The sequence below is a fragment of the Geomicrobium sp. JCM 19038 genome, assembly GCF_000698125.1.
Lineage (GTDB): Bacteria > Bacillota > Bacilli > Bacillales > Marinococcaceae > Geomicrobium_A.
Genome location: NZ_BAXA01000021.1, coordinates 25347 through 48345, shown reverse-complemented (window position 1 = coordinate 48345; position 22999 = coordinate 25347). Strand labels below are relative to the sequence as shown.

The 22999-nt window shown below is 41.8% G+C and carries 28 protein-coding genes and 1 pseudogene; 6 read left to right on the top strand and 23 right to left on the bottom strand.

What is annotated here, in order from left to right:
• The coding region (locus JCM19038_RS24035) for a collagen-like protein (protein WP_042420820.1) at positions 1-618 on the top strand (618 nt) is incomplete at its 5' end.
• A 9-nt stretch (positions 619-627) separates the two neighbouring features.
• On the opposite strand, the gene JCM19038_RS18705 is transcribed toward JCM19038_RS24035, so the two are convergent.
• The 3 genes from JCM19038_RS18705 to JCM19038_RS18695 all read right to left on the bottom strand — a co-directional run bounded on the left by JCM19038_RS18705 (position 628) and on the right by JCM19038_RS18695 (position 3549).
• Positions 628-1851, bottom strand: coding sequence for an MFS transporter (locus JCM19038_RS18705; protein ID WP_238554494.1), 1224 nt, complete (start codon positions 1849-1851; stop codon positions 628-630).
• A 131-nt stretch (positions 1852-1982) separates the two neighbouring features.
• Positions 1983-2450, bottom strand: coding sequence for a GNAT family N-acetyltransferase (locus JCM19038_RS18700; RefSeq protein WP_042420806.1), 468 nt, complete (start codon positions 2448-2450; stop codon positions 1983-1985).
• A 10-nt stretch (positions 2451-2460) separates the two neighbouring features.
• Positions 2461-3549: an alanine racemase gene (locus JCM19038_RS18695; RefSeq protein ID WP_052361985.1), complete on the bottom strand. Its 1089-nt coding sequence runs from the start codon at positions 3547-3549 to the stop codon at positions 2461-2463.
• A gap of 169 nt (positions 3550-3718) precedes the next feature.
• On the opposite strand from JCM19038_RS18695, the gene JCM19038_RS18690 reads away from it, so the two are divergent.
• Positions 3719-4408, top strand: coding sequence for a GPP34 family phosphoprotein (locus JCM19038_RS18690; RefSeq protein WP_042420802.1), 690 nt, complete (start codon positions 3719-3721; stop codon positions 4406-4408).
• A 43-nt stretch (positions 4409-4451) separates the two neighbouring features.
• Here JCM19038_RS18690 and JCM19038_RS18685 read toward each other — a convergent pair whose 3' ends face one another.
• A complete protein-coding gene (locus tag JCM19038_RS18685; RefSeq protein WP_042420800.1) occupies positions 4452-4877 on the bottom strand; it encodes a heme-binding protein in 426 nt (141 codons plus the stop codon).
• A gap of 279 nt (positions 4878-5156) precedes the next feature.
• Between JCM19038_RS18685 and JCM19038_RS18680 the strand changes: the two genes are divergently transcribed.
• Positions 5157-6062 (top strand): DMT family transporter, encoded by a 906-nt coding sequence (locus JCM19038_RS18680; protein WP_042420798.1) that lies wholly within the window; start codon positions 5157-5159, stop codon positions 6060-6062.
• Positions 6063-6176: 114 nt separating this feature from the next.
• Here JCM19038_RS18680 and hxlA read toward each other — a convergent pair whose 3' ends face one another.
• From hxlA to JCM19038_RS18630, 12 genes and pseudogenes are all read right to left on the bottom strand, one after another.
• Complete coding sequence (hxlA, locus tag JCM19038_RS18675) at positions 6177-6797, bottom strand: 3-hexulose-6-phosphate synthase (RefSeq protein WP_042420796.1); 621 nt, start codon at positions 6795-6797, stop codon at positions 6177-6179.
• Between the two features lie 12 nt (positions 6798-6809).
• Positions 6810-7760, bottom strand: coding sequence for a sugar kinase (locus JCM19038_RS18670; RefSeq protein WP_042420794.1), 951 nt, complete (start codon positions 7758-7760; stop codon positions 6810-6812).
• Positions 7761-7770: 10 nt separating this feature from the next.
• Positions 7771-8316, bottom strand: coding sequence for a 6-phospho-3-hexuloisomerase (gene hxlB, locus JCM19038_RS18665; RefSeq protein WP_042420793.1), 546 nt, complete (start codon positions 8314-8316; stop codon positions 7771-7773).
• A 14-nt stretch (positions 8317-8330) separates the two neighbouring features.
• Entirely contained in the window at positions 8331-9608 is a 1278-nt protein-coding gene (locus JCM19038_RS18660; RefSeq protein ID WP_042420791.1) for a TRAP transporter large permease, read from the bottom strand.
• Positions 9605-10096 carry a TRAP transporter small permease gene (locus JCM19038_RS18655; protein WP_042420789.1) on the bottom strand — a complete coding sequence of 164 codons (492 nt, stop codon included), beginning with the start codon at positions 10094-10096 and terminating at the stop codon, positions 9605-9607. Before JCM19038_RS18655 ends, JCM19038_RS18660 begins: the two co-directional genes overlap by 4 nt.
• An 11-nt stretch (positions 10097-10107) precedes the next feature.
• Positions 10108-11118: a TRAP transporter substrate-binding protein gene (locus tag JCM19038_RS18650; protein ID WP_052361983.1), complete on the bottom strand. Its 1011-nt coding sequence runs from the start codon at positions 11116-11118 to the stop codon at positions 10108-10110.
• Positions 11119-11137: 19 nt separating this feature from the next.
• A pseudogene (locus JCM19038_RS18645) lies at positions 11138-12123 on the bottom strand (LacI family DNA-binding transcriptional regulator).
• Between the two features lie 217 nt (positions 12124-12340).
• Positions 12341-12997: a potassium transporter TrkG gene (locus JCM19038_RS24645; RefSeq protein WP_255343402.1), complete on the bottom strand. Its 657-nt coding sequence runs from the start codon at positions 12995-12997 to the stop codon at positions 12341-12343.
• On the bottom strand, positions 12997-13680 hold the full coding sequence (locus tag JCM19038_RS24640) for a potassium transporter TrkG (RefSeq protein WP_255343401.1): 684 nt from the start codon (positions 13678-13680) through the stop codon (positions 12997-12999). The genes JCM19038_RS24645 and JCM19038_RS24640 overlap by 1 nt, the downstream gene beginning before the upstream one ends.
• Positions 13681-13713: 33 nt before the next feature.
• Positions 13714-14010, bottom strand: coding sequence for a cation:proton antiporter regulatory subunit (locus JCM19038_RS25210; protein WP_307190069.1), 297 nt, complete (start codon positions 14008-14010; stop codon positions 13714-13716).
• A complete protein-coding gene (locus tag JCM19038_RS25205; RefSeq protein ID WP_307190068.1) occupies positions 13995-14378 on the bottom strand; it encodes a TrkA family potassium uptake protein in 384 nt (127 codons plus the stop codon). Before JCM19038_RS25205 ends, JCM19038_RS25210 begins: the two co-directional genes overlap by 16 nt.
• Positions 14379-14509: 131 nt before the next feature.
• Positions 14510-15229: a sulfite exporter TauE/SafE family protein gene (locus JCM19038_RS18630; RefSeq protein WP_042420787.1), complete on the bottom strand. Its 720-nt coding sequence runs from the start codon at positions 15227-15229 to the stop codon at positions 14510-14512.
• A gap of 95 nt (positions 15230-15324) precedes the next feature.
• On the opposite strand from JCM19038_RS18630, the gene JCM19038_RS18625 reads away from it, so the two are divergent.
• Positions 15325-15504, top strand: a complete 180-nt coding sequence (locus JCM19038_RS18625) for a YfhD family protein (RefSeq protein WP_042360915.1) — start codon at positions 15325-15327, stop codon at positions 15502-15504.
• 97 nt (positions 15505-15601) lie between these two features.
• Here JCM19038_RS18625 and JCM19038_RS18620 read toward each other — a convergent pair whose 3' ends face one another.
• The 5 genes from JCM19038_RS18620 to groES form a co-directional block, all read right to left on the bottom strand.
• Positions 15602-15817, bottom strand: coding sequence for a hypothetical protein (locus tag JCM19038_RS18620; protein WP_042420785.1), 216 nt, complete (start codon positions 15815-15817; stop codon positions 15602-15604).
• A gap of 512 nt (positions 15818-16329) precedes the next feature.
• The gene (locus JCM19038_RS18615) at positions 16330-17826 is read right to left on the bottom strand and encodes an LVIVD repeat-containing protein (RefSeq protein WP_052361982.1); all 1497 of its coding nucleotides are present in this window, start codon (positions 17824-17826) and stop codon (positions 16330-16332) included.
• A gap of 155 nt (positions 17827-17981) precedes the next feature.
• Positions 17982-18575, bottom strand: coding sequence for a poly-gamma-glutamate hydrolase family protein (locus JCM19038_RS18610; RefSeq protein ID WP_042420783.1), 594 nt, complete (start codon positions 18573-18575; stop codon positions 17982-17984).
• Positions 18576-18701: 126 nt separating this feature from the next.
• Positions 18702-20333: a chaperonin GroEL gene (gene groL, locus JCM19038_RS18605; protein ID WP_042360912.1), complete on the bottom strand. Its 1632-nt coding sequence runs from the start codon at positions 20331-20333 to the stop codon at positions 18702-18704.
• 57 nt (positions 20334-20390) lie between these two features.
• Positions 20391-20675 (bottom strand): co-chaperone GroES, encoded by a 285-nt coding sequence (gene groES, locus JCM19038_RS18600; RefSeq protein ID WP_042360911.1) that lies wholly within the window; start codon positions 20673-20675, stop codon positions 20391-20393.
• Between the two features lie 267 nt (positions 20676-20942).
• On the opposite strand from groES, the gene JCM19038_RS18595 reads away from it, so the two are divergent.
• Entirely contained in the window at positions 20943-21680 is a 738-nt protein-coding gene (locus JCM19038_RS18595) for a CPBP family intramembrane glutamic endopeptidase (RefSeq protein WP_042420781.1), read from the top strand.
• Positions 21677-21871, top strand: coding sequence for a DUF4305 domain-containing protein (locus JCM19038_RS18590; protein ID WP_042420779.1), 195 nt, complete (start codon positions 21677-21679; stop codon positions 21869-21871). Before JCM19038_RS18595 ends, JCM19038_RS18590 begins: the two co-directional genes overlap by 4 nt.
• Positions 21872-22019: 148 nt before the next feature.
• On the opposite strand, the gene tatC is transcribed toward JCM19038_RS18590, so the two are convergent.
• Together tatC and JCM19038_RS22070 are read right to left on the bottom strand one after the other, a co-directional pair.
• A complete protein-coding gene (tatC, locus tag JCM19038_RS18585; RefSeq protein WP_042420778.1) occupies positions 22020-22787 on the bottom strand; it encodes a twin-arginine translocase subunit TatC in 768 nt (255 codons plus the stop codon).
• A gap of 36 nt (positions 22788-22823) precedes the next feature.
• Positions 22824-22988, bottom strand: a complete 165-nt coding sequence (locus tag JCM19038_RS22070; RefSeq protein WP_081831901.1) for a twin-arginine translocase TatA/TatE family subunit — start codon at positions 22986-22988, stop codon at positions 22824-22826.
• Positions 22989-22999 lie beyond the last annotated feature (11 nt).

Genomic DNA, 22999 nt, shown 5'->3' with positions numbered 1-22999 from the left:
CTGACTGGTGCCACGGGCAATACTGGAGCCACCGGACCGACCGGCGCCACTGGCTCTACTGGAGCCACTGGACCTACTGGAGCCACTGGACCTACTGGCGTTACGGGCAATACTGGTATCACTGGACCTATTATCTCTTCATTGGGCTTCTCCGCTCAACGTGCACCTGCAACCATCAGTGCTGCGGCTCAATTGGATAATTGGCTGACAACGAATCCTTTCTTTCCTGGAACGGGCTTTAATGCAACGACAGGAACGTATACGGTCCCTGTTAGTGGTCGTTACTCCATTAAAGCTATCATCAATTATCGCTCAACAGCTACAATTACCGCCCAAATTGGAACGGGTGTAAACCCTGCGTTTACGATCCAAAGGATTACTCCTAATCCTACGACGATTGTTACAGGTTTATTGCCAATTTTAGATGTAAATATTTTATTGCTTTTAACGTTACGAGTTATTCTCGGAAGTGGCGAAGTAACGTTACTCGCGGATGCTGAACTTTCTGCTGGAGACACTCTAGGACTCTTTTATATATCAAACGGCCTGACGGTTGGCTTAAATCTTGGCTCTGGAGCTCCTTCGGGAGTCATTTGGTCCATTCATCGTATCTCATAATAAAACGACTCATGCTACATCGGCATGAGTCGTTTTTCGCTTGCTTTTATGATAATAGGAGCCCCAAATTGCTGCGTAACCGAGCATGAACAGTCCTGAACCTATATAAAGAATGGATAAAGAGCCTTCCAACCACGTTAAAAGTATAAATGAACTTAATGGGCCAACTGCGGCACCTAGATCATCTAAGATGGTATGCCACATCGTCATCTTTACTTCATCTGTATTCGCCGCAGCTGATGCAGCAAGCGTATCCACCGTCGTTGTAAGCAGTGTTGACGTGAGCTGGAATAGAAGCAACAATCCAATTAACAGTCGTGTTGACTCGGTAAAACCAACAACAACTAGCAAAACTCCACCCGCTACTAATGGCAAAAACAACAACATATATCGCCTTGTAAGTCGATCACTCCATCTTCCAATTAACGGTGCAAGAAACGGATCCCAACACCAACGAATTGCCTGAACAACCCCAGCAATCGTCGCTGCCCCGATCATTAATGAACCGATTGTCATTGGTTCTTGCATGCGTGATTCAATTAAAGGGCTTAACGTTGACGCAAATAATCCCATTATAAGAAAGCCTTTGAAGAGGCTCGTAGCTAGGATTAGTGAAATGTAAGGTGTGAACTGAAAGGTTGACGTACTTATTTTTGTGTTTTTACCATGATTAACATTCGAATGCGGTACGGTCATTGCAATAAGTGGAATGCAAATCAATGCGAGTAGAGCGAAGAATGATGTCATCATGACAATTGGAATTTGATCGGCTAGAAAGCCACCGGCAAGCATGCCCACTAATCCACCCATGCCCCATAGCCCATTGTACAAGCCAATGTGATTGCCTCGATTTTCATTCGTGCTGACTTTAATAATCGTTAAAAATCCGCCCATCCTCAAAAACGACCATGCAACGCCCCACAGCATCCGCGCAATGACTAATACGATAAAACTCGTAGCCACCCCATAAGAGAACGTTGTTAACGCAGCAAGAGTCGTCGCAATAAATAGACCAGTGCGCAATGAGTACCGACGATAAAACCATGCAACAAGTGGGTTTATCGGTAGTCGAATAAGCCGGTTAATCGACAAAAGAAGGCCGATTTGCCAAAGAGCAGTCAATCCAAACTGCTCATAATAGATCGGCAATACAATAAACAGCATCGCATCACCTAATAAAGCGACGGCGGTTATAATGGCAACTTGTATGACTCTGCCTTTCTCCCCTTGCACCACTCGTTATCACACCTTCACTAGAAGGATTGAACCTGTACGTTCACAAGACCTTCTCTTGTCACCACATTTTACTAAGTCTCTACTTATTATTCTTAGTGCTAATCGACCACCCATTATGCCATCAAAAATCAATCACATTTCTTCAAGACCATCGTCATAAAGACACTGTTCGGGTCGTCCCAATAATCAGCGTATGGTGGGCAAACGGAGAAACCATACCTTGAATACAAAGAACGAGCAGGCTCGAAAAACGGCTCTGCACCCGTTTCAAGGCTTATTTCTCGGTAGCCTCGCTTCTTAGCCTCTTCAATACAATAAGTGAGCAACTTCGTAGCCACTCCATGCCGTAAGAAACCGTCGGCAGTTCGCATGGATTTAATTTCTCCATGATCACTCGTTAATTCTTTTAATGCGATGACCCCTGCTAACTTATAATCAATCCAACCACTGAACATCGTTAATCCTTCTTCTTTTAACTGTGCAACATCTAATGCATGGACACTTTCAGGTGGGGATGTCTCCCTCATTTCATGTACATGTTGGAGAAGTAATTGAATCACGACTGGATTGGTGATGTCGTCTTTTCGAATGATCATAACTTGCTCCTTATTGTAGACAACCTCTTGCTGCTACACGTATTTTCGTTGTTTCTCCTAGTTCATCTTCTACATAGAAATGATTGTGCAAATTCACGGTACTACAAATATGATTTGGAATAATTTCTATTTTGTCTCCAATATTCAGTCTATGATTTTCTCCTAATTGAACAATCCCGTGTTCCTCATTCATGCGCAAAAATACAGCATCCGGATGTCCGCTGACAATACCGAAACCGTTTAATCTCAATGGGTTTTGATCAGGTTGAATGTCTGTTGCAAACGTCTTGCTTCCTCCATCAATAACTGCTAAACGATCGTCATGAAGACCTACAATCGTTACTACGACCGAAGCTGCACATTGACTTAATTCACAGACCCCTAATTTATATTGCATCGCATCATTATATACATAGGTACCAGGTCGAATTTCTTCAACGTTTCTTGTTTTGGAAACCGCTCTTGCTGTAGGCGTAGAACCCGCACTAATTACCGGTACAGGGATCCCCTCCTCAGTTAATCGCGCTTTGTATTGCTGCAAACGGCTAACTTCATCTTCCCCCGCTGCTGATGTATCTAACGTTGATTTCTCTTCAACAACCGCACCCTTAAAAGTGAAAATACCATCAAGATATAAGTGAGGATCGTTATGAATGCTATGAGCAACTTCTATGACTTTCTCACTTCTTGCCCCAGCACGATTCAATCCTGTATCCACTTCTAAGCGAACGTTAAGTACCATTCCTTCACGCTTTGCGGCTTCTGCTAACTTCTTCGCTCCGAACACACTATCCACTGCAAGCGTAATGGTGGCTTTTTTACATAGTGCGATCACGTTTGCAATTTTATCATCAGTCACAATTGGATAAGCAATAAAGATGTCCGTAATCCCCGCTTCTATCATGACACTTGCTTCTGAAATTTTGGCTACAGTTATTCCTTTTGCGCCTGCTTCTAGTTGCCAAAATGCAATTTCTGGCGTTTTATGTGTTTTACAATGTGGTCGTAATGCGATCCCTTGTTTGTTCGCATCATCTTGCATTCTTTGAATGTTCTCTTTCACAATTCGTTTTTGTACTCGGATGTATGGTGTCTCCATTGTTGCCCCCTTCAAAGTATGTCTTCCTTCTATTCTGTGTGAAGCTCATACAAATTACTAGCTAAATATCATCATTTTTCAGTAAATAAAAACATGATTCTATAGGAAGAATGTGAAACGTCACGGTTCTGTATTCCGTAGAAAGTGTAAGGAAAGAAGGTGAGAATTGATGTTAACATTAGCTGATCATTTATTTTACATAGCAGTAAACGAGAAGCATGAAAAGATTCACAAGCAAACGTCGAACACATTTACTACGAGTCTCGTAGCATGCATTCTCGCCGAATTATTGCTATTAGGGAAACTTGTGGAACAAAATGGAAAACTCGTTGTCATTCACCATGAAGCTCACCATCCATTGTTGCAAAAATCGTTAAACCTACTTACGGTTACGAACCCAAAGCCTGCAAGTTATTGGATTCGTGTTCTTCCAATAAAAATACCGAACCTTAAACGATTGGTCGCTTTTCAACTAGAAGAAAAAGATATTCTACATTTACGGGATAAAGGCTTACGTACGTTCTTTTCAACGGACTCTTATCTTTTGAATGCCCCTAAAGATTTAACACCTTATCTAGAACAATCACGCCGCTTACTAGAAAAGACGAATCACCAAGTTGCCTTATCTGAAAAAGATGAGCGGATGGTCATCTTGCTTTCTTTGCTATATGTTTCTCACTTATTATCAATCCTTTATCCAACCCAGCAAGAAGCAAAGCGTGTTGAACATTATTTGCACTCCTCAACTAGAAACTTGCCAGTAAGTAAAAACGTACAACTCACCATCGAAACCATTGAAACTAGCGTGATTACCGCTGCTTCTTCAACCATCAATGCGAGTGCTCCTGAGCATTCCTAGTTAAAAAGAGCCAAGACACGTACACGTCTTGGCTCTTTGTTATTTATACCGTTTCTAGTGCTAGTTTTTCAAAGGCTTTTACACCGGCATCTGCTACTTGCACGTCGTGAGGGACAGTACTTCCACTCACTCCGATTGCGCCTACGACTCTCCCGTTTCGTTCAAGAGGAATCCCTCCACCAAATACAACGAGCTTTCCTTGATTTGTCGTGTTTAGACCAAACAACTCAGCTTTTGGGACCGTCGCTTCTTCAAGGTTTGATGTAGGCATTTTTAATGCGACAGATGTCCAAGCTTTGTTTTGAGCAATATCAATGCTTGCGAGCCATGCATCGTCCATTCGGTGCGTTGCAATTAAGTGTCCGCCTTCATCGACAACTGAAATAACCATCTGTACACTTAGCCTTTGCGCTTCGGCTTGTGCTCCTTTTACGATCTTCTCTGCAACGTCTAACGTTAACTTTTCCATACAATTACCACCTTTATTTAATTTCGATGATTTGTGTATGTTCTACGATGAAATGCACGTTACTTCATAGTTTACGTGATTACGTGTACGTTTGGAAATCATCATGATCCATTATGCCAATCTCTAATTGAGATCAGTAAGATCGAACCGCGTCGTACTTCTGGTGTTTTGTTAAAAATAAAGGGATCGTTTCTCAAACTGAAGCGATTACCGGTTCCTTTCGTAAATGTTCGTAATGTATGGTTTACTTGAACAAGAACATCAAGAAGGGGAGAAATTATGTCACGAGCGAGAGCTTATCTTTTTACGATCGCCGGGGCAACGGCGTGGGGATTAATTGGTCTATTTGTTGCCCCTTTATATGAGCATGGTTTTACAGCTTGGGAAGTTGTTGCGATACGAGGGGTCTTTACCTTTATAATGTTGATCATCTTTATGAGCTTGTTTTTTCGGAAACAATTAAAAACGAGGTGGCAAGATCATTTGATCTTTGCAGCTGCTGGCATTATAAGTATTGCATTTTTTAATTACTTTTACTTTGAAGTGTTTTCCCAAGCCGGCATTTCACTTGCGGTTACGCTCCTGTATACGGGTCCGATTTTTGTTACGTTGCTTTCGCGAATCTTTTTCAAAGAACCGCTCACGAAGCGAAAAGTAGCTGCATTGATTTTAGCATTACTTGGATGTGCATTCGTTGTCGAATTGCTTCCATTTGGATCTTCTAATTTATCTTTTTCACTAATTATGATGGGAATTCTGTCTGGTTTCTTTTATGCACTTTATAGCATTTTTACAAAGCCCATCACACATCGTTACTCGCCTTTGACGATTACGACGTATACGTTTTTGTATACGAGTTTATTCATGCTGCTAACGAGTGATCTTCGTTCAAAATTATATCTATTCCGTGAGCCAGACGTTTTGACGAGTAGTTTGTTGCTGGCGTTCGTCTCAACCGTTTGTGGGTATATCTTTTATACGACTGGGTTAAAACATCTAGAAGCAAGCCGTGCTTCAATACTTGCAACAATTGAGCCTATCGTTGCCGTGATTACCGGCGTCTTGTTCCTTAATGATGTCTTAAACATTTTTCAAACCGTAGGCATCATCGCCGTTTTGTATTCAGCGGTTTTAGTAACAGAGAAACGAACAAAAACAACTCAGAAAAGGCCGGTGCACTCCTAAGAGGACACCGGCCTTTTTAACGATTATAGACATAGAGTTGTATCATTCGAGATTAGGGCATTACTCGAATACGCTTCATGCTCGTACTACTTGTATAACCAACATCCCTTTATGTTATACGTGAAGAAGTGCTTTCATTGCCTTCGCGACATGAGCTGGATGCTCTGCGGCTGTAATGCTACTGCCGACGATGATAACATCAGGCTTTTGAGTGATGATCGCTTTAAGAGACTCCAAAGTGACCCCGCCTGCAACGGCAGTTTGAACGTTTACGTCTTTGACAATGTCAAACTGACTCGCTGAGAATGCTAGTTGTTTTTGTTGATCTTTTCCTAAGTGTACACCAACATAAGTAGCACCTAACGAATAAAGTTGTTGCACTTTCTGAGGGGACTCGACACCTAATAAATCAATCATCATCGTTTTGTTTTGCTCTTTTGCTACGCGTAGCGTTTCTTCTATTGTTGCTTCAGGTGCAAAAGCCATCACTGTTGCAATATCTGCACCGGCTTGGAACGCTTGATTGGCTTCATGTCGACCGGCATCACAGATCTTCATATCAGCAAGCAAGGCATGATTAGGAAACTGAACATTCATTTCTCGAACAATCGCCATCCCGTATTCTTTAATGACACCCGTACCGACTTCAATAATATCGATATCATCACGAACTTCATTTGTAATGGCAAAGCACTCGTCCCATGTTAATCGATCTAGCGCTAATTGCAACTTCATACTAGAGCCCTCCTATCGCTCAATCACGGTTGTGTGACCAAGCTTGGCAAGTACGTCATCAAGATGTGGTAATCCTTCATTATCACCAATAACTTCGACGACCATTGCACCGATTGTTGTTGCAAACGTGAGCATTTCCTTAAGGGAATACCCATTCAAGTAACCATAGATAAGTCCAGCATCAAAACCATCACCTGCACCTACTGTATCAACGACTGCCGTTGCTTTTACTGCTGGTAAAGTTAGCGTCTCATCCTTGTACCAAGCGACAGCGCCTTCGTCTCCCTTTTTAATCGCAACAAGTTCGATCTCATACTCTTTGGCGATTGTAAAAATCTCATTCTCGTCACTCGTCCCAAATAGAAGCTCTAACTCTTCAACACCTGCTAAGAGAAGATCTACATAATTCATTAATGGTAATAACGCCTCTCTTGCTTGCTCAGCGCTCCACAATTTCAAACGAATGTTTGGATCAAATGAAACTTTCAAACCAGCTTCCTTCGCCAATGTAACCGCTCGTGTTAATACATCCACATTAGACGGTGTAACCGCAGGGAATACACCCGTCATATGAAAGAGCTTTGCACCTTGAAAATACTCGAGTGAAAGTGAGTTCGGTGTCATCGCTTCAGTCGGCGAAGGATGACGATAATAAAATGTTCTCCCACTTCCATTCGCTTGAATTTCTTTGAAATTCAGTGATGTTGAATAGCCTTCTAACAAGTGAACTTCGCTCGTATCAATTCCTTCACCTCGGGCGAACTTCTTAATATATTTTCCGAATTCATCAGCACCAAGACGAGAAATCCACCCCGTCTCAAGACCGAGCCTCGCACAACCAATTGCAAAGTTAAACTCAGCGCCACCCGCACGGCGCTCAAAGCCATTTACGAATTGCATTGGCCCCGATGAATTTGGATTTAACGTAATCATCGCGTCTCCAATAGTAATAACGTCTTTCATTTGGTTCCTCCTACTCTAAATTCGCATGTCTTTCTTTCATTTCTTCTTGTTGGTCTGTCGTCAACGCAACAATTACTGCATCTAGCACGATGTGTACAGATTGGTCAAATTGATTACCAAGTGGCTGAATTGTTTTCGGCTCATGTGGCAGACGTTGTTTTGTTGCTGCCGGAATAAAGAGCTTTAGATCTGACGGATGATCATCACCAACACTCCTATTCGCAGTGACAAGCACAACATTGGCGTTGGATGCTTTTGCTTTTTGTGAAAAGTTCTCAGTACCCGATGCTGAGCCCGAAATGATGAGTAATAAATCGCCGTTAGAGATGCTCGGCGTAATTGTTTCTCCAGTTACATACACGTCGTAATCAGCATGCATCAGTCGCATCGCAATGGCTTTTCCCATTAGACCAGAGCGCCCTTCTCCGTGTATAAAGATGCGTTTAGCTTGCTGGATTTCATTAGCTAAAGCATTCATTTCGTTTTCGTTTAACTGCTCAACAACTTGTTGAATTTCGTTAAGACAACGTTTAGCTGTATCAACAAAATGACTCATTTACATCGTCCTTTCTATTCTAAGAAACTTGGTAACCAAAGTGCAATCTCAGGGAAGAACGCAACAATAAGAATGGTAATGATAATGACACCCACGTAAGGAAGCAAGGCTACAATTGATTTGCTGACGGATAGTTTTGCAATTGAACTTGCAAGCAACATACATAGTCCGTAAGGCGGTGTGATCATCCCAACAGCCAAACACATGACAATAACAATACCAAAGTGAACCGGATCAACACCAAGCGTCTCAGAAGCTGGAAGAACGATTGGTACGAATAAAATCATCGCTGGTATGGCATCAAGAAACATTCCGACAAACAAGAATAGTAGAATGACCGCTAATAAGAAAAAGCCTGTGCTAGCAAAATTGTCTTGGAAAAACCCTGCAATCATTTCTGGAACACGGTAATAACTAAACAAGTGACCGAGTGCTGTTGCAGTTGCTAGCGCAAACAATGTTAATGAACTTAGACGAATCGTATCAAATAGAATTTCTGGTAAATGTTTAATCGTAATCGAACGATACACGAACATCGCGAGAATTAACGCATACACACAAGCAAGAATGGCCGCTTCCGTCGGTGTAACAAAACCACCGATGATCCCACCAAGAATAATGACAGGTGTCAGTAATGGTGGTATACAATTAAGAAATTGCTTTCCAATATTCTTCAGACTCACCCGTTCAGAACGAGGGAAATTTTGTCGTACAGAAATAAATCCAACGAGTGCCATCATCGCAACACCCATAAGTAATCCAGGAATAACGCCACCCAAAAACATTTGACCGACCGACACACTCGTCACACTTCCATAGATTACCATTGGGATGCTTGGTGGAATCAGCATACCCATCGTAGAAGATGCAGCGGTTGTGCCGACCGCTGTACTTTTGCTATAACCTTCACGAATCATGCTCGGTATTAAAATCTTACCAACGCCTGCAGTGTCAGCTTGGGCAGAACCTGAAATTCCTCCAAAGAACATGGATACGACGATGTTCGCTTGTGCAAGCCCACCACGGATATGACCAACCATCGAAACGGCCAATTTAATGAGTCGTTCAGATATTTGCCCTTGGTTCATAATGTTTGCTGCTAAAATAAAGAGAGGAACTGCAAGTAGAATAAATGATTCTAAACCTGAGAACATACTTTGCAACACGACCTGCAACGGAATTGAATCAAGCATCCAAATTCCTACAAAAGCGACAATACCAAGTGTAAAGGCTATTGGAATCCCTAAAAATAACAATAATATAAATAACGCTACAAGAATAATACCTGTCATCCTACTTGCTCTCCTTTCTCTTTAAAGTTTTTTACGTCTTCTAACGCATTACCGATTGAAAACAACACCATCCCAAGACCGGAGATCGGTAACGCTAGCCACAAGTATCCTTGTTGAAGTTGTGGTAACGTATTGACTGTCCATTCCCAGAACAATTGAACGAGTGAAAAGCCGTAAATGACCATGAGCAATCCAAACAATCCAATAATGAGATGACTAAACAATTTTACATATAGTAAAGCTTGCCCTTTGAACTTCTCAAAAACATAGTCAATTTTAAAATGTTCTTGATGATACACCATCACAGAAGCCCCAAGAAATACCGTCCAGATAAATGCATACGTTGCAATTTCAGCTGGCCATAAGAGAGATATTGTCGGGACGTACCGTGAGAGAAGCTGCAAGAAAATACACACAACAAAGACGACAAAAAACAACGCTGCCGCACGCATAAACACATATTCAATTCCATTTAATAATGATTTCATCATCACTCACCTCACAACTCTTCATCTGCTAAGTCTCGAATGGCATGAAACAACTCCATCGCATCAAGCTCTTCAGCAATTCTTGCTCGAACCGGTTCCGTTTGTTCAATAAATGGTTCGATATCGACTTCATTAATAATGGCCCCTTCTTCAACGAGCCGCTCCAATGATGATTCAGCAAGATCAAGATCTGCTTCCCGTGCAGAAATCGTCGCTTGTTCTGCTGCCCGTTCAATCATTTCCTGTTCTTCTTCAGTGAAACGTTCCATCACAACGTCCGATGTTAAGAAGAATCGTGTTGTAAAGTCATGGTCGGTTAACGAAATGTACGGCGTGACTTCGTGATGACTCGATTGATAGACATTTGTAAAGTCATTTTCTGATGCGTCGACCACTCGATTTTGTAACGCCTGATACATCTCACCCCATGCTACCCCTACAGGCAATGCACCAAGTGCAGACCAGCTATCTTGAATTCCTGGTGAATCTTGTGTACGGATTGAGACATTTCGTAAATCTTCAACTTCATTTACCGGTTCAAACCCATAATATTGACGAACACCTGCAGACCAATAGCCGAGCACTTGCAAGTTCGTTTCTTCTTCAACAAGATTACTCATCTCATCGCCGACTTCTCCGTCTACGACACGCAACCAATGTTCATAACTTGTGAATAAATACGGCATTGAAAATAAATCCACTTCACGTTGAACTTGCGTCATAAAGCCAGGAGAAACGACGGTAATATCGACACCGCCTGTGGCAATGCTTTGAAGTAACGTATCTTCATTGCTTCCGAGTGTGCCGTTCGTATGAAGCTCTGCCGTAATCGCTCCATCACTTTCTTCTTCAATTGCTTCTTTAAATGCCCGGAAGCCGATTGCATATGGACTGTTTTCATCGAGTTGAGTAGCCAAAATTAAGTTTTTCGGGTCATCTGCACCAACAACATCTTGCTCTCCTCCACATCCTGCAAGGAAAAGGACCGATGCTAGACTACCGAGTGCTATTTTTTTCATCATCTTGTTTCCCCTCATTCCGTTAGCACGAGTGTCGCAATTGTAAACTCGGCTCAAATCGGTACGTTTGTTTTTTAGATCCCTTCGTGCCATCGATTTCTTCAAGTAACAGCTCCGCTGCTTTTCTGCCCATCTCATATGTCGGCTGAGCAATCGCAGTAATCGCTGGATTATAAAACTCTGCAAACGTCACATCGTCGATTGTTAAAAGCCCAATCTCCTTAGGGACATCAATATCGTTTTGCTTCATCGTTTTTAACACTTCTTGAAGAACCCGATCGTTACCAGCAATGATTGCTTCAGGACGTTCGGTCCACTGGAGCATGTCGGCGAGCACCTCTTGAATTTGATCGATGTTACTGCTTTGAATAAACTCATCGTGAATCGACAGTCCTTGCTCTTCCATCGCAGCCATAAACCATCTCTTCGCTCTTGCCTTGGTGTAATGGCACCTTCAAGCGAAGCTGTGACCAATCCTATTCGTTCATAGCCTTTGCCTCTCAACGTCTGCACAGCTAATGACATCGCTTTCTTATTATCAAAAAGAACGTTATTCACACGTACACCTTCAATAAAACGGTCAATAAATACAAGTGGATAATTCTCTTTCACTAACCCTTGGAACAACTCACTGTTAGCGTTCGTCGGAAATACAATCAATCCATCGACTTGTTTTGCTCTTAACATGTCAATATAGTGGCGCTCTTTGTCAGGTTGGTCGTCGGCATTGCAAATAATGACGGTAAACCCACATGCGTGGCAATAATCTTCAATTGCCCTTACAACCTGCGTTGAGAAATCATGCAGGATGTTAGCCACGATCACTCCAATCGTCTTCGTTTTCTTTTGTCTCAAACTTCTCGCTACACTATTCGGGCTATACCCAAGCTCTTCAATTGAGCGTTGAATACGATCTTTCGTTTCACTACTCATATAATTAAAACGACCATTTAAATATTGCGACACGGTACTCTTTGATACGCCTGCTTGACGCGACACGTCAGCCATCGTCACTTTCTTCATGAGACACCTCACTAAAACGATTTACTAAACCGATTTATTTCACGGGTTTATTGTAACGCGATGAAAGCGGTTTTACAACGCCTAATTCTAAAAAACTGTTTAAAAGGTTATCTTAGATGGAGTAGTAGTAGGTCATAATTGAGTTCAAACCACGAAAAAGACCTCTAAACCATGTCCATTGGTTTGAGGTCAAAAATGTAACTTATCCAACTAATATTTGTTCTTCGGCATAATGCACACGACTTTGATGTTGCTGATACGTTAATGCAAACGCCAAAGCTAATGGTCCTAACCGTCCAACAAACATCGTAATCATCATCAGTAATTTACCGAATTCAGTTAGCTCAGCAGTCAGTCCCATTGATAGCCCGGTCGTGCTAAACGCGGAGACTACTTCAAATAACACGTTCATAAATTGGACGTCTTGAATTCCTTCAGTCATCGTTAATATTAGTGTCATCAGCACAATGAAAAGTAAGGAACTTACAACAACAGCAAGGGCCCGCATCACCGTTTCTAGTGCAATTCCTCGCCTAAATGCATGCACTTGATGACCACTTCTAAACGTATTTAACGTTGCCAAAATAATAACAACAAACGTATTGGTTTTAATCCCCCCACCGGTCCCACCTGAAGAGGCACCGATGAACATGAGGATTACAATAAAAAACTGAGATGCGACTAACATACTCGATATTTCAAACGTGTTGAAGCCAGCACTTCTCGGAGTTGCACTTTGGAAGTAAGCTGACCAAAGTCGTTCAGATAACGACATTGCTTGCGTCTCAGGATTGAACAGTTCAATCGCTAAAATAACAACAAATCCTACAACTAAGAGAGCTAAAGACGTGGTGAGCACTACTTTAGAATGTAGCTAAGCTTTTTAAAGCGCCGGTTTTTATAAAGGTCAACGAGCACCATAAATCCTAGTCCACCTATAATAAACAATGCCGAGATTGTAATGTTTACAACAGGATCCCCAATGAACCCTTCTAGACTTTGATCGTTTAAAGAGAATCCTGCATTATTAAACGCAGCGATGGAATGAAACAATGCAGTATATAATGCATCGGAAAACCCCAATTCTCCAACGAAACGAATGGTTAGGATTACTGTACTGATTGCCTCTAATGAAAGAGCCACACATAAGATAACGCCAGCTAAACGTAACAACCCTCTTCCAGACAATGATCGAGTCGTCGGTTGCATAAACTCTCGGTATTTTAATCCAGTTATTTTTCCGAGTATAATTGCAACGGAGACACCAAACACCATGAATCCAAGTCCACCAAGTTGAACAAGCACAAGAAGTACCCCTTGCCCAAAGGTAGTCAAATCGTGCCCAACACTAACGATTGCAAGTCCAACGACACAGACTGCTGACACAGACATAAACATCGCATCCATAATTCCGATGCTTTCTCCACTCGTAGAAGCTTGAGGCAACGAGAGTAGCATTGTACCAATAAAAATTAGCACTAAAAAACCGATAATAATCCACTGCGGAGGATTAATGTGAATGTCTCTTCCATATAACTTCACCAAACGCACCTTCTTACTACAGAATCAACTTATTTAATGCTTTGTATAGTCTTTGTGTAACTTCTGGATCGCTTGATGCTTGCCTACAATCATAAGGATATCCCCTTCACGAATAAGGTCGTTCGCATTTGGTGATATGTTTACTTTTTCGAATTCATCTTTGATCGCAATAATAATACAGCCGTATTTCCGATTTAGATCCAATTCGAGAATTGTTTTTCCTCCCATCCCTCGGGGAGCGCGAATCTCTTCCATATTATAATCTACAGACAGTTCGAGGTAATCAATTAGATTGTTAGAGCTTAATAAGTTTCCTAACCGTTTCCCCATATCTCGTTCTGGAAAGATAACATGGTCGCGCCGATTTTAGATAATACTTTCCCGTGATGCTCGTCTTTAGCCTTAGCCGTTATTCTTCCAACTTCCATTTCTTTTAACAATAACGTCGTTAAAATACTTGCTTGTAAGTCTTCTCCAATTCCGACAATGGCATGTGCGTATTTATGAATCCCTAATTGTTCTAAAGCCATCTCGTCGGTGGAATCAATTTGTACTGCATACGTTGCATCACTACTGATTTCTTGTACGGTATGTTCGTCTTTATCAATTGCTAAAACTTCATGACCATTTTGAATTAATGTTTTAGCAACGCTCATTCCAAATCGTCCTAAACCGATAACAACATATTCACTTTTCATCTGATTCTCTCCTTCACCTTATATTTATGTAGTAAAACAACAAAACCTGTCAAAAGGACATAAATATCCTAATCTGACAGGCTCCACCTAATTTGCTCACGTATAGTTTTACTGAGTATAACGGAACATTTCTATAAAAACAATACTTCAATTAATAAATAAGATGCCGTAAACAACAGCAATCCATACACAATCATTTGAAATACCTTTGCATTTAGCTTCGGGTACAATTTCTTACCGATGAACAACCCTAAAAGTACGACCGGCAACGCATACAAACTATATTCCCAAACGACGAATTCCGTACCGATTGTCATCATTTGAGCAACAATTGTCACTGAGTACACACCAAGGAAAAACGTTAGTGTTGTCGCTCTTGTATACGCTTTTGAAGCACCTGTTCCGCTTAAATAAATGAGAAGAGGCGGCCCTGGCATCCCAATACTGGAAGTGAGCACCCCTGATATCCCTCCAACAACATACTCCCGACTTCTCGTCGCAGCAAACGAGATCTGATTAAGTAAAAGAATCGTTAAAATGATCATAAGAACTGCAATCATCGCCTTTAGAGCATCCACATGCATGATTTGTAAAATAAAGATCCCTACCGGTAGCCCAACGACCGCACTAGCCCATAAGCGTAGCAATACGCTTTTGTTAGACCCGCCTTTCACCGCTGGATACAAACAAAATGAGATGATCAACGAAAGTACTAAATTAATTTGAATTGCAACAACAGGATCAAACAGTAACAATAAAAACGGCGTAGCTAAAATCGAAAATCCAAACCCCGTACTCGTCTGTAAAATCGCTGCCACAAATACAATACTAAAGAACGCCAGTAACTCCATACTTCCACCCTCTTACTATACTTTCAGTTTACCATAACCCACCAGCATAAAATCATGCTAAAAGCTCAATCCTAGTCGTTGAGGGGGCGTTCTTTATGACACGTGGTCAAACGAGAAACAACAAGAGAAAAGACAAACGAAAGTTATCTCAAACTCCTGCTTATCTTAAAGAGACAGACGGTGAGTACGTCGAATATTCTGAGGAACTAGCAGACTTGGATGACTTAGTTGCACAGCGTAGAGCCCAACAAGTAGAAGAACGTAACTCTCATTAATTAAAACAAGACCAACTTCGACTAAACGGAGTTGGTCTTGTATTATCACTTAACGTCAAAGTAAAAACTCACAAACGTTAAAATCGTCTGCGAGCTTTTATTTTGGCGTCAAACAAATTTCTTCTGATTGATGATGAGTCAGTTCAACCTCACCATTCATAATTTCAAACGTAAGTGTATCTATGACGTGAGCAATGGGCTGTTCCTTCGTGTTAGACAAGAGTTTAATCGTCACTTCAACATCTTGTTCATTCCACTGAACATCAACAACATCAGCGTCTTGGGCTCTATACTCTTTTTCTTCTTCATCCATAACATAAGCAATCTCATCCGCTAAAAGTGAGATAATTAATTGATGAATCGGTTCATACTTTGAAATTCGTGATGATCAGGAAACTCAATGAGTGGTTGCGAAAGTAAAATAACCATCGATGCAACCATTCCGAAAGCCCGCACAACAGCACCTCCTTTTTTGTAAACTACCCTAATTTGCATCATCTTACTTAAGACAATTGCTGGCAATATCTATAGGCCATTCGACCAAAACTTCTTCTGTATTTGGTTGTACCTTTGATTTAATTCTTCTATACGCTTTTCATTTTCATACATTTTTTGTAATTCTTCTTGCGAATGGACTCGCTTTTGGATCATGAAAGTCCAAAGAAATACGTGTATTCTCATCAGTATCCACTCCTATACTCTAAAGATACACAAGTGGAAAAAATTAAACGTCAGTACCTAGGTTGAATTGCTTTCAGACATTGGTCGTAGTAAAACAAAAAGTAAGCCTTAGTCCTTTTGACTAAGGCTTACTTTATAATTCATTTATCGTGAGAACGTTAGTGCACTAAATATCATCGGTTGAATCCCGGTCAGACTCGTCGTCATCCGATCTCGTGGCGTCGTATACGTTGGTGGTCCTCCTGGAGCTGTCCCCCAGTTCACATCAAGTACTTTCAAACCACTTCCCATATCTGAACCGAGAATATAATCACCATAAATGAAGACGCCCCAGACGTTTGCTGCACTCGGTACGTAAGACGCTACTTCTCTAGGTTTATGAGGATTGGAAATATCAACGAGACGAATGCCATCGCTATAGTGAGATAAATAAAGTTTATCTCCTTCTACTTTTGGATCATGCACGGTATACGTTCCTCGTTCACGTTCACCTTCTTTAATTTGTTCCATCGAATTATCTGAGCGGATATCACTAATTAACTCTGGATTACTCTTATCTGAAATATCATAAATGCGCGTATATCCCCATCCCCGTTCGAATTCTGGGTCATCTGGGTCTGGCTCGAATACCTCTCTCGTCTCAATGAGAATTGTATCGTCGTGGGCAAGTGCGGCACTATGTGCAGCCCCTTGAACATCACGCTCGAACGTCGTATGACCAACAACTTCTGGTTGATCTGGATTTCGAATATCCATAATAATCGTGCCTAAATCCCAATAAGAAATATAAGCGTACTCACCCTTTTTATCCGTAATAACACTATGTGCGAAAGCGGTACGCTCTGCACCGTCTTCATCTGTATAATTCATCCCATCAAAATCTTCTGCTTCTACCAATTCACGAGGATCCCAATTGTATAAGTGCTCTGGATTTGCTGGGTCACTTACATCAACGACCGTGAAATCATGATAGTCACCTTCTGTGTAATAATCCGCATAGATGTTTGCTAAAAGTAGAATTGCCCGGTCTTCCTGAGTTGTTAAATACAATTCATGAGTCCCGGTCAACACGTCGACAGGCAATTCATAGTAGCCCAGTTGCACCGGTCGTTCTGGGTTTGTTACATCATAAATGGCTGTACCTGATTGTTCCGTTTCATCTTGGTTATACTTCTGCAAACTAACCACTGCCAAATCACCCGTGAAGTGTGGCGTATCCACAGATTTCACAATCACCTTTTCCTGCCAAGTTCCAGGAATATCATTAGCGAAAACTGCCACTTCTTCAGGGTTATGTGGATCGTTCATATCAAAAACACGAACACCTTCATTTGACCTTGCTCCACGATGTGTTCCTAAGTAGGCATGATCTTTGTGGGCATACACGTCTGCTGTCGTAACACTAACGCCGTCGATCTCCTCTAGTTCAACTGCCGCAATTTCTGTTACCTCTGTAAACTGACCACTATGCATCACAATTTCTGCTTCACCTGATGTGTGTTCAGGACCTGGTTCAACGGGTTTAACAATTCCTTGGCCATGTTCTTCAGGACCTAAGTTACACGCTTGTGCAATTGGAGCCCCAAAGGCAAGTGCTGCTGCAACACCAACAATCGTCGTATTTTTGACAAATCGATACAAAGAATCACTCCTTTTTATTTAATCATGTTAATTTTACAAAATATTATGTTTAATTTTAATAGTATGATTATATTAACTTTGGTCTTAGTGAATCTTACGTCTCATTTATCGTATAGACCATTGTTACAGAGATCAGCAATATTGCTTTCGTCTTATTACTGATCTTTGATGGCTTTTTGAATGGCAGCTACGTATTGAAGAAAACGGGGCGTGATTGAACGTCCTCTTCCTCTTAATGTAAAGTCTGTGAAAAACGACCGACGCTCCCCCAAACTCACTTCCAGTTGTACACCTTGCCCTTGTTGATTTCGATTCACAATGTTTAACGGAGACGTGCCTTTAAGGCGATCCCGTGCCCAATTAACAGAAAATCCTTGGCGTTTAAGTTCAGATGCAATTTTTTTTGCTAGTGCAGTATCTTTTCCCCCTACCCAAGTCACTCGTTCATTCCCGTCTAAGCCATGAAAAGCGACCGTTACCATAGAACGCTTCACTACGTTCACAGCAATTGGTTCATCAAAATTTGTCGACGTCAGATGCAACGTTTCATTGTTTTTACGCTTCAAACCTTCAAATACGTAATAGCCCCCACCAGTTACATTGGCTGTGTACATCGCAAGTTCACTTGTACCTGGTTCAATTCCTCCCCCGTGTGGAGCAATGAACATCGTGGGTCTAGCAACATATTGAATGCGATAGTTTCCTTTTTCAATTTGGCTTAGTTCTCTGTAATTTTGATAGAGATCCATGTTGTTCACCACCTATATTAAAAACCCCCTCACGCGGTGTGAGGAGGTCTGGAATGTGACATATAAAAGTAGATCGCACAAGGCTTGTGGGCAAGCAAACCGTTGCTAGATCAGGGTATGCAGGAATTACATCATTCCTGGCATTCCACCCATTCCGCCCATATCAGGCATACCAGCGCCGCCATCTTCGTCTGGAAGATCAGCAACAACTGCTTCAGTAGTTAGGAATAATGCAGATACAGAAGCTGCATTTTGTAGTGCTGAACGCGTAACTTTTGTTGGGTCAACAATTCCTGCTTCGAACATGTTTACCCACTCATCAGTTGCTGCGTTGTAACCAACACCAATTTCTTCTCCTTTAAGGCGCTCAACGATTACGGATCCTTCAAGACCTGCGTTATGAGCGATTTGACGAACTGGTGCTTGTAGTGCGTGAAGAACGATGTTCACACCTGTTGCTTCATCACCTGTTGCTTCAACTGCTTTTACTGAGTTGTAAACGTTAACGAACGCTGTTCCACCACCAGAAACCATACCTTCTTCAACCGCTGCACGTGTTGAGTTCAAGGCATCTTCAATGCGGAGTTTACGCTCTTTCATTTCAGTTTCAGAAGCAGCACCAACTTTAAGAACTGCTACACCACCTGAAAGCTTCGCAAGACGCTCTTGAAGTTTCTCACGATCAAATTCAGATGTTGTTTCTTCAACTTGTGATTTGATTTGGTTTACACGGCCAGTAATTTGGTCTGGTTGTCCAGCACCTTCAACCACTGTCGTGTTGTCTTTTGTAACGACGATCTTCGATGCGCGACCGAGTTGATCAATCGTTGCAGACTTAAGATCATGTCCTAGATCTTCTGTAAGAACCGTACCACCAGTAAGGATTGCAATGTCTTCAAGCATTGCTTTACGGCGGTCACCAAAGCCAGGAGCTTTAACAGCAACAGCGTTGAATGTTCCACGAAGTTTGTTCAACACGAGTGTCGCAAGTGCTTCACCTTCAACATCTTCAGCGATGATGAGGATTGGGCGATTTTGTTGAACAACTTGCTCAAGAACTGGAAGGACTTCTTGGATGTTTGAGATCTTCTTATCTGTAATAAGAACGTAAGGGTTCTCAAGTTCCGCTTCCATTTTCTCGTTGTCTGTTACCATGTAAGGAGATGCGTATCCACGATCGAATTGCATACCTTCAACGACTTCAAGTTCAGTTGTAAATCCTTTAGATTCTTCAACTGTGATAACACCGTCGTTACCAACGCGGCTCATTGCTTCAGCAATGAATTCGCCTACTTCTTCGTCGTTTGCTGATACAGAAGCAACTTGCTTAATGGAATCGCGGCCTTCAATCTCGCGAGAGATCTTTTGAAGTTCTTCAACAGCTACTGCTGTTGCTTTCTCAATTCCACGGCGAACGCCCATCGGGTTTGCACCAGACGTTACGTTTTTAAGTCCTTCTTGAATCATCGCTTGTGCAAGAACTGTCGCAGTTGTTGTACCATCACCTGCGATGTCGTTCGTCTTGCTTGCAACTTCAGATACGAGTTGAGCACCCATGTTCTCAAAGTTGTCTTCAAGTTCGATTTCTTTAGCAATTGTTACACCGTCATTTGTAATGAGTGGTGAACCGAACTTCTTCTCAAGAACGACGTTACGACCTTTAGGTCCTAGCGTTACTTTTACTGTGTTAGCTAGTTTGTCAACACCGCTTAGCATTGCGCGACGTGCATCTTCACTATAACGAATATCTTTAGCCATAATAGCAACCTCCTAAGAATTAAAATGAGTAGGTGTTACGCCTACAATAATCTGTATTTAGCCAATGATGGCAAGAATATCACTTTCACGTAAGATCAAGTATTCACTGTCTCCGTGCTTCACTTCTGTACCTGCGTATTTAGAAAAGATAATAGAGTCGCCTGCGCTTACTTCTGGCGCTACTTTCTCACCATTTTCAGTTACTCGGCCAGTACCGACAGCAACTACTTTACCTTCTTGCGGCTTTTCCTTTGCAGAATCTGGTAGAACGATTCCGCTCGCTGTTTGTTCTTCTTGCTCAATTAGTTCAATAACAATACGATCACCTAATGGTTTTAACAAGGAAAACAACCTCCTTTGGGTTATGTGGTAAGTAACTTGTTCTGACAACAGCTACTATCATTACGTTATTAGCACTCACATTAGCCGAGTGCTAATTCCAGTTTCTATGATAAAAGTTTCGCCTAAATTTTGCAAGCCCCTTAATGATTATTTTTTATGATTTTTGGAATCGGACAACATCTTCTTCACCATGCTACAATATGATTGATAGAAGTTCATAAACTTTCACATACTGATCTAAAGAATGACATCAAAGGGGTTTTGACCTTGAGCTACACCTTACGATATTGGTTAATCGGTGTGACATTTTTAGTTGCACAGTTTGGTAGTGTTGGCTTCGCGATTATTTTTGCCTTAATGGGGATGGAACCAGGCGAATCATTCGTGTATTCGATCGTTCTCGCATTCGCTCTAGGGGCCATTGTTATGCTGTTCTTAATCCGCAATGCCAATCCACTTATGCGCGCAGATCGTCCGCGTTCCGGTGTAGGCGTTACAATCGGATTGATCTTTCTCGGTGTTCTCCTTGCCATTGTCGGTCAACAAGTCGCGTTCCTTATTCAGTCGGCGTTATTCGGCGTCCCTGCCGGATCAGAAAACACAGCCATGTTATTAGACATGATGAATTCATTCCCGATTATGCTACTTGCGGTCGTCGTCTTCGGACCGATTATGGAAGAAATTCTTTTCCGACAAGTTATCTTCGGTAAGCTGTACAAGCATATGAACTTTTTCTTTGCAGCTGCGCTTAGCTCACTAGCATTTTCTGTCGTCCATATGGAATTCTCGAACATCCTCGTCTACGCAGGTGCTGGTTTTGCATTTGCATACGTGTACGTAAAGTCCAATCGCATTATCGTTCCGATTATTGCACACTGCTTAATGAACGCCTGGGCAGCTGTTCCGATTCTCTTAGAATACCTCGGATATGACGTCCTTGACATGATGGAACAAATGGAGCAGACGACACAACTCATTACAGGCTGGCTAGGATTGTTCCTATGAGAGTTTCGCCAGCAATCTTAAGCTTCCTTTATTTTTTCGCAGCAAATTTGTTTGTCTTGTTCGCCATTTTACACGTACAGATGGAAGGTTGGGATTTCATTGCGTTCATGTTCATTGCAATCGCTGCAGTGGATTACATGCTTACGTGGCATCACGTCAAACGAATGCGTTCCAAGACTTCATCGCACTAGTACAGCCCCCCGCACAAAAGACGTGTTCTTTGTGCGGGGTTTTTTGTCTAGGTGATATGATCGAGCAACACGTCGTGTTGGATCTTGGCTACGATCGTTCCCTTTTTAAATCAAAAAAACCCCAAGGCGTCAACTGACGCTTCGGGGTTTACTCTGTATAGTTGTCTGCCATTTCTCGTTGTGCTTCAGCCTCTTCCTTCAAACGCTTGCGATAGACAGCTCGTGAGATGACTAAGCTCAGTTCGTAAAGAAGAAGTAACGGTACAGTGACCATAATGTGCGAAACGAGTTCTGGCGGCGTAATAAAGGCTGCGATGACGAGCAAGCCAAAGTACGCGTACTTTCGGATTTTATGGAGAAACATCGGAGTGATCAGTCCGAGTCTCGTTAAAAACATAATTAGAACAGGCAGTTGGAACAAAAATCCGAACGGAATTGTTAAGCGGAACAAAAATGAGAAATATTCCTTGATCCCGTATTGCTCTGTAATATTCAACGTTTCCCCAATATTCGCTAGAAACTCTAACAAATAAGGAACAAGAATATAATAAGCAAACGCAATTCCACCGAGGAACAAGATAATCGCAAATGGAATATACGATAACGTGACTTTCCGTTCCTTCTCTCCAAGTCCTGGGGCAATAAAGGCCCACGTTTGGTAAAGAATGACTGGAACAATAATTATGAGACCAATAACAAATGCAAAGTTAATATACACTTGCAACGGATCAGTTAATTGAAATGCGTTCATCGGAAAGTCTTGTGCTTGTGGAATGCTTTGTAAGTATTCGATGACGGTCGGAGCCATTAAGAAACCACCGATCATACCGATCACTAAAAAGATCGCGGTAGTAATCACGCGTTTTCTTAATTCTTCAAAATGGGCGAGAAAAGGCATGTCTCGTTGGTTCTTCATCTACACCCGTCCTTCTTTATGTGAAAAGCGTTTGCTTTACTTTTCGTTGTTATTCTTCTCATTTAAGATGTTTTGTGTTGCTTTCTTAAATTCCCGAACTGCACTTCCTGTTGCTCTGCCGACTTCTGGTAGCTTATTCGGTCCAAAGACGAGGAATGCGGCGATGAGAATGACGATAATACTTCCAAATCCAATATTCATGGTGACTTCAC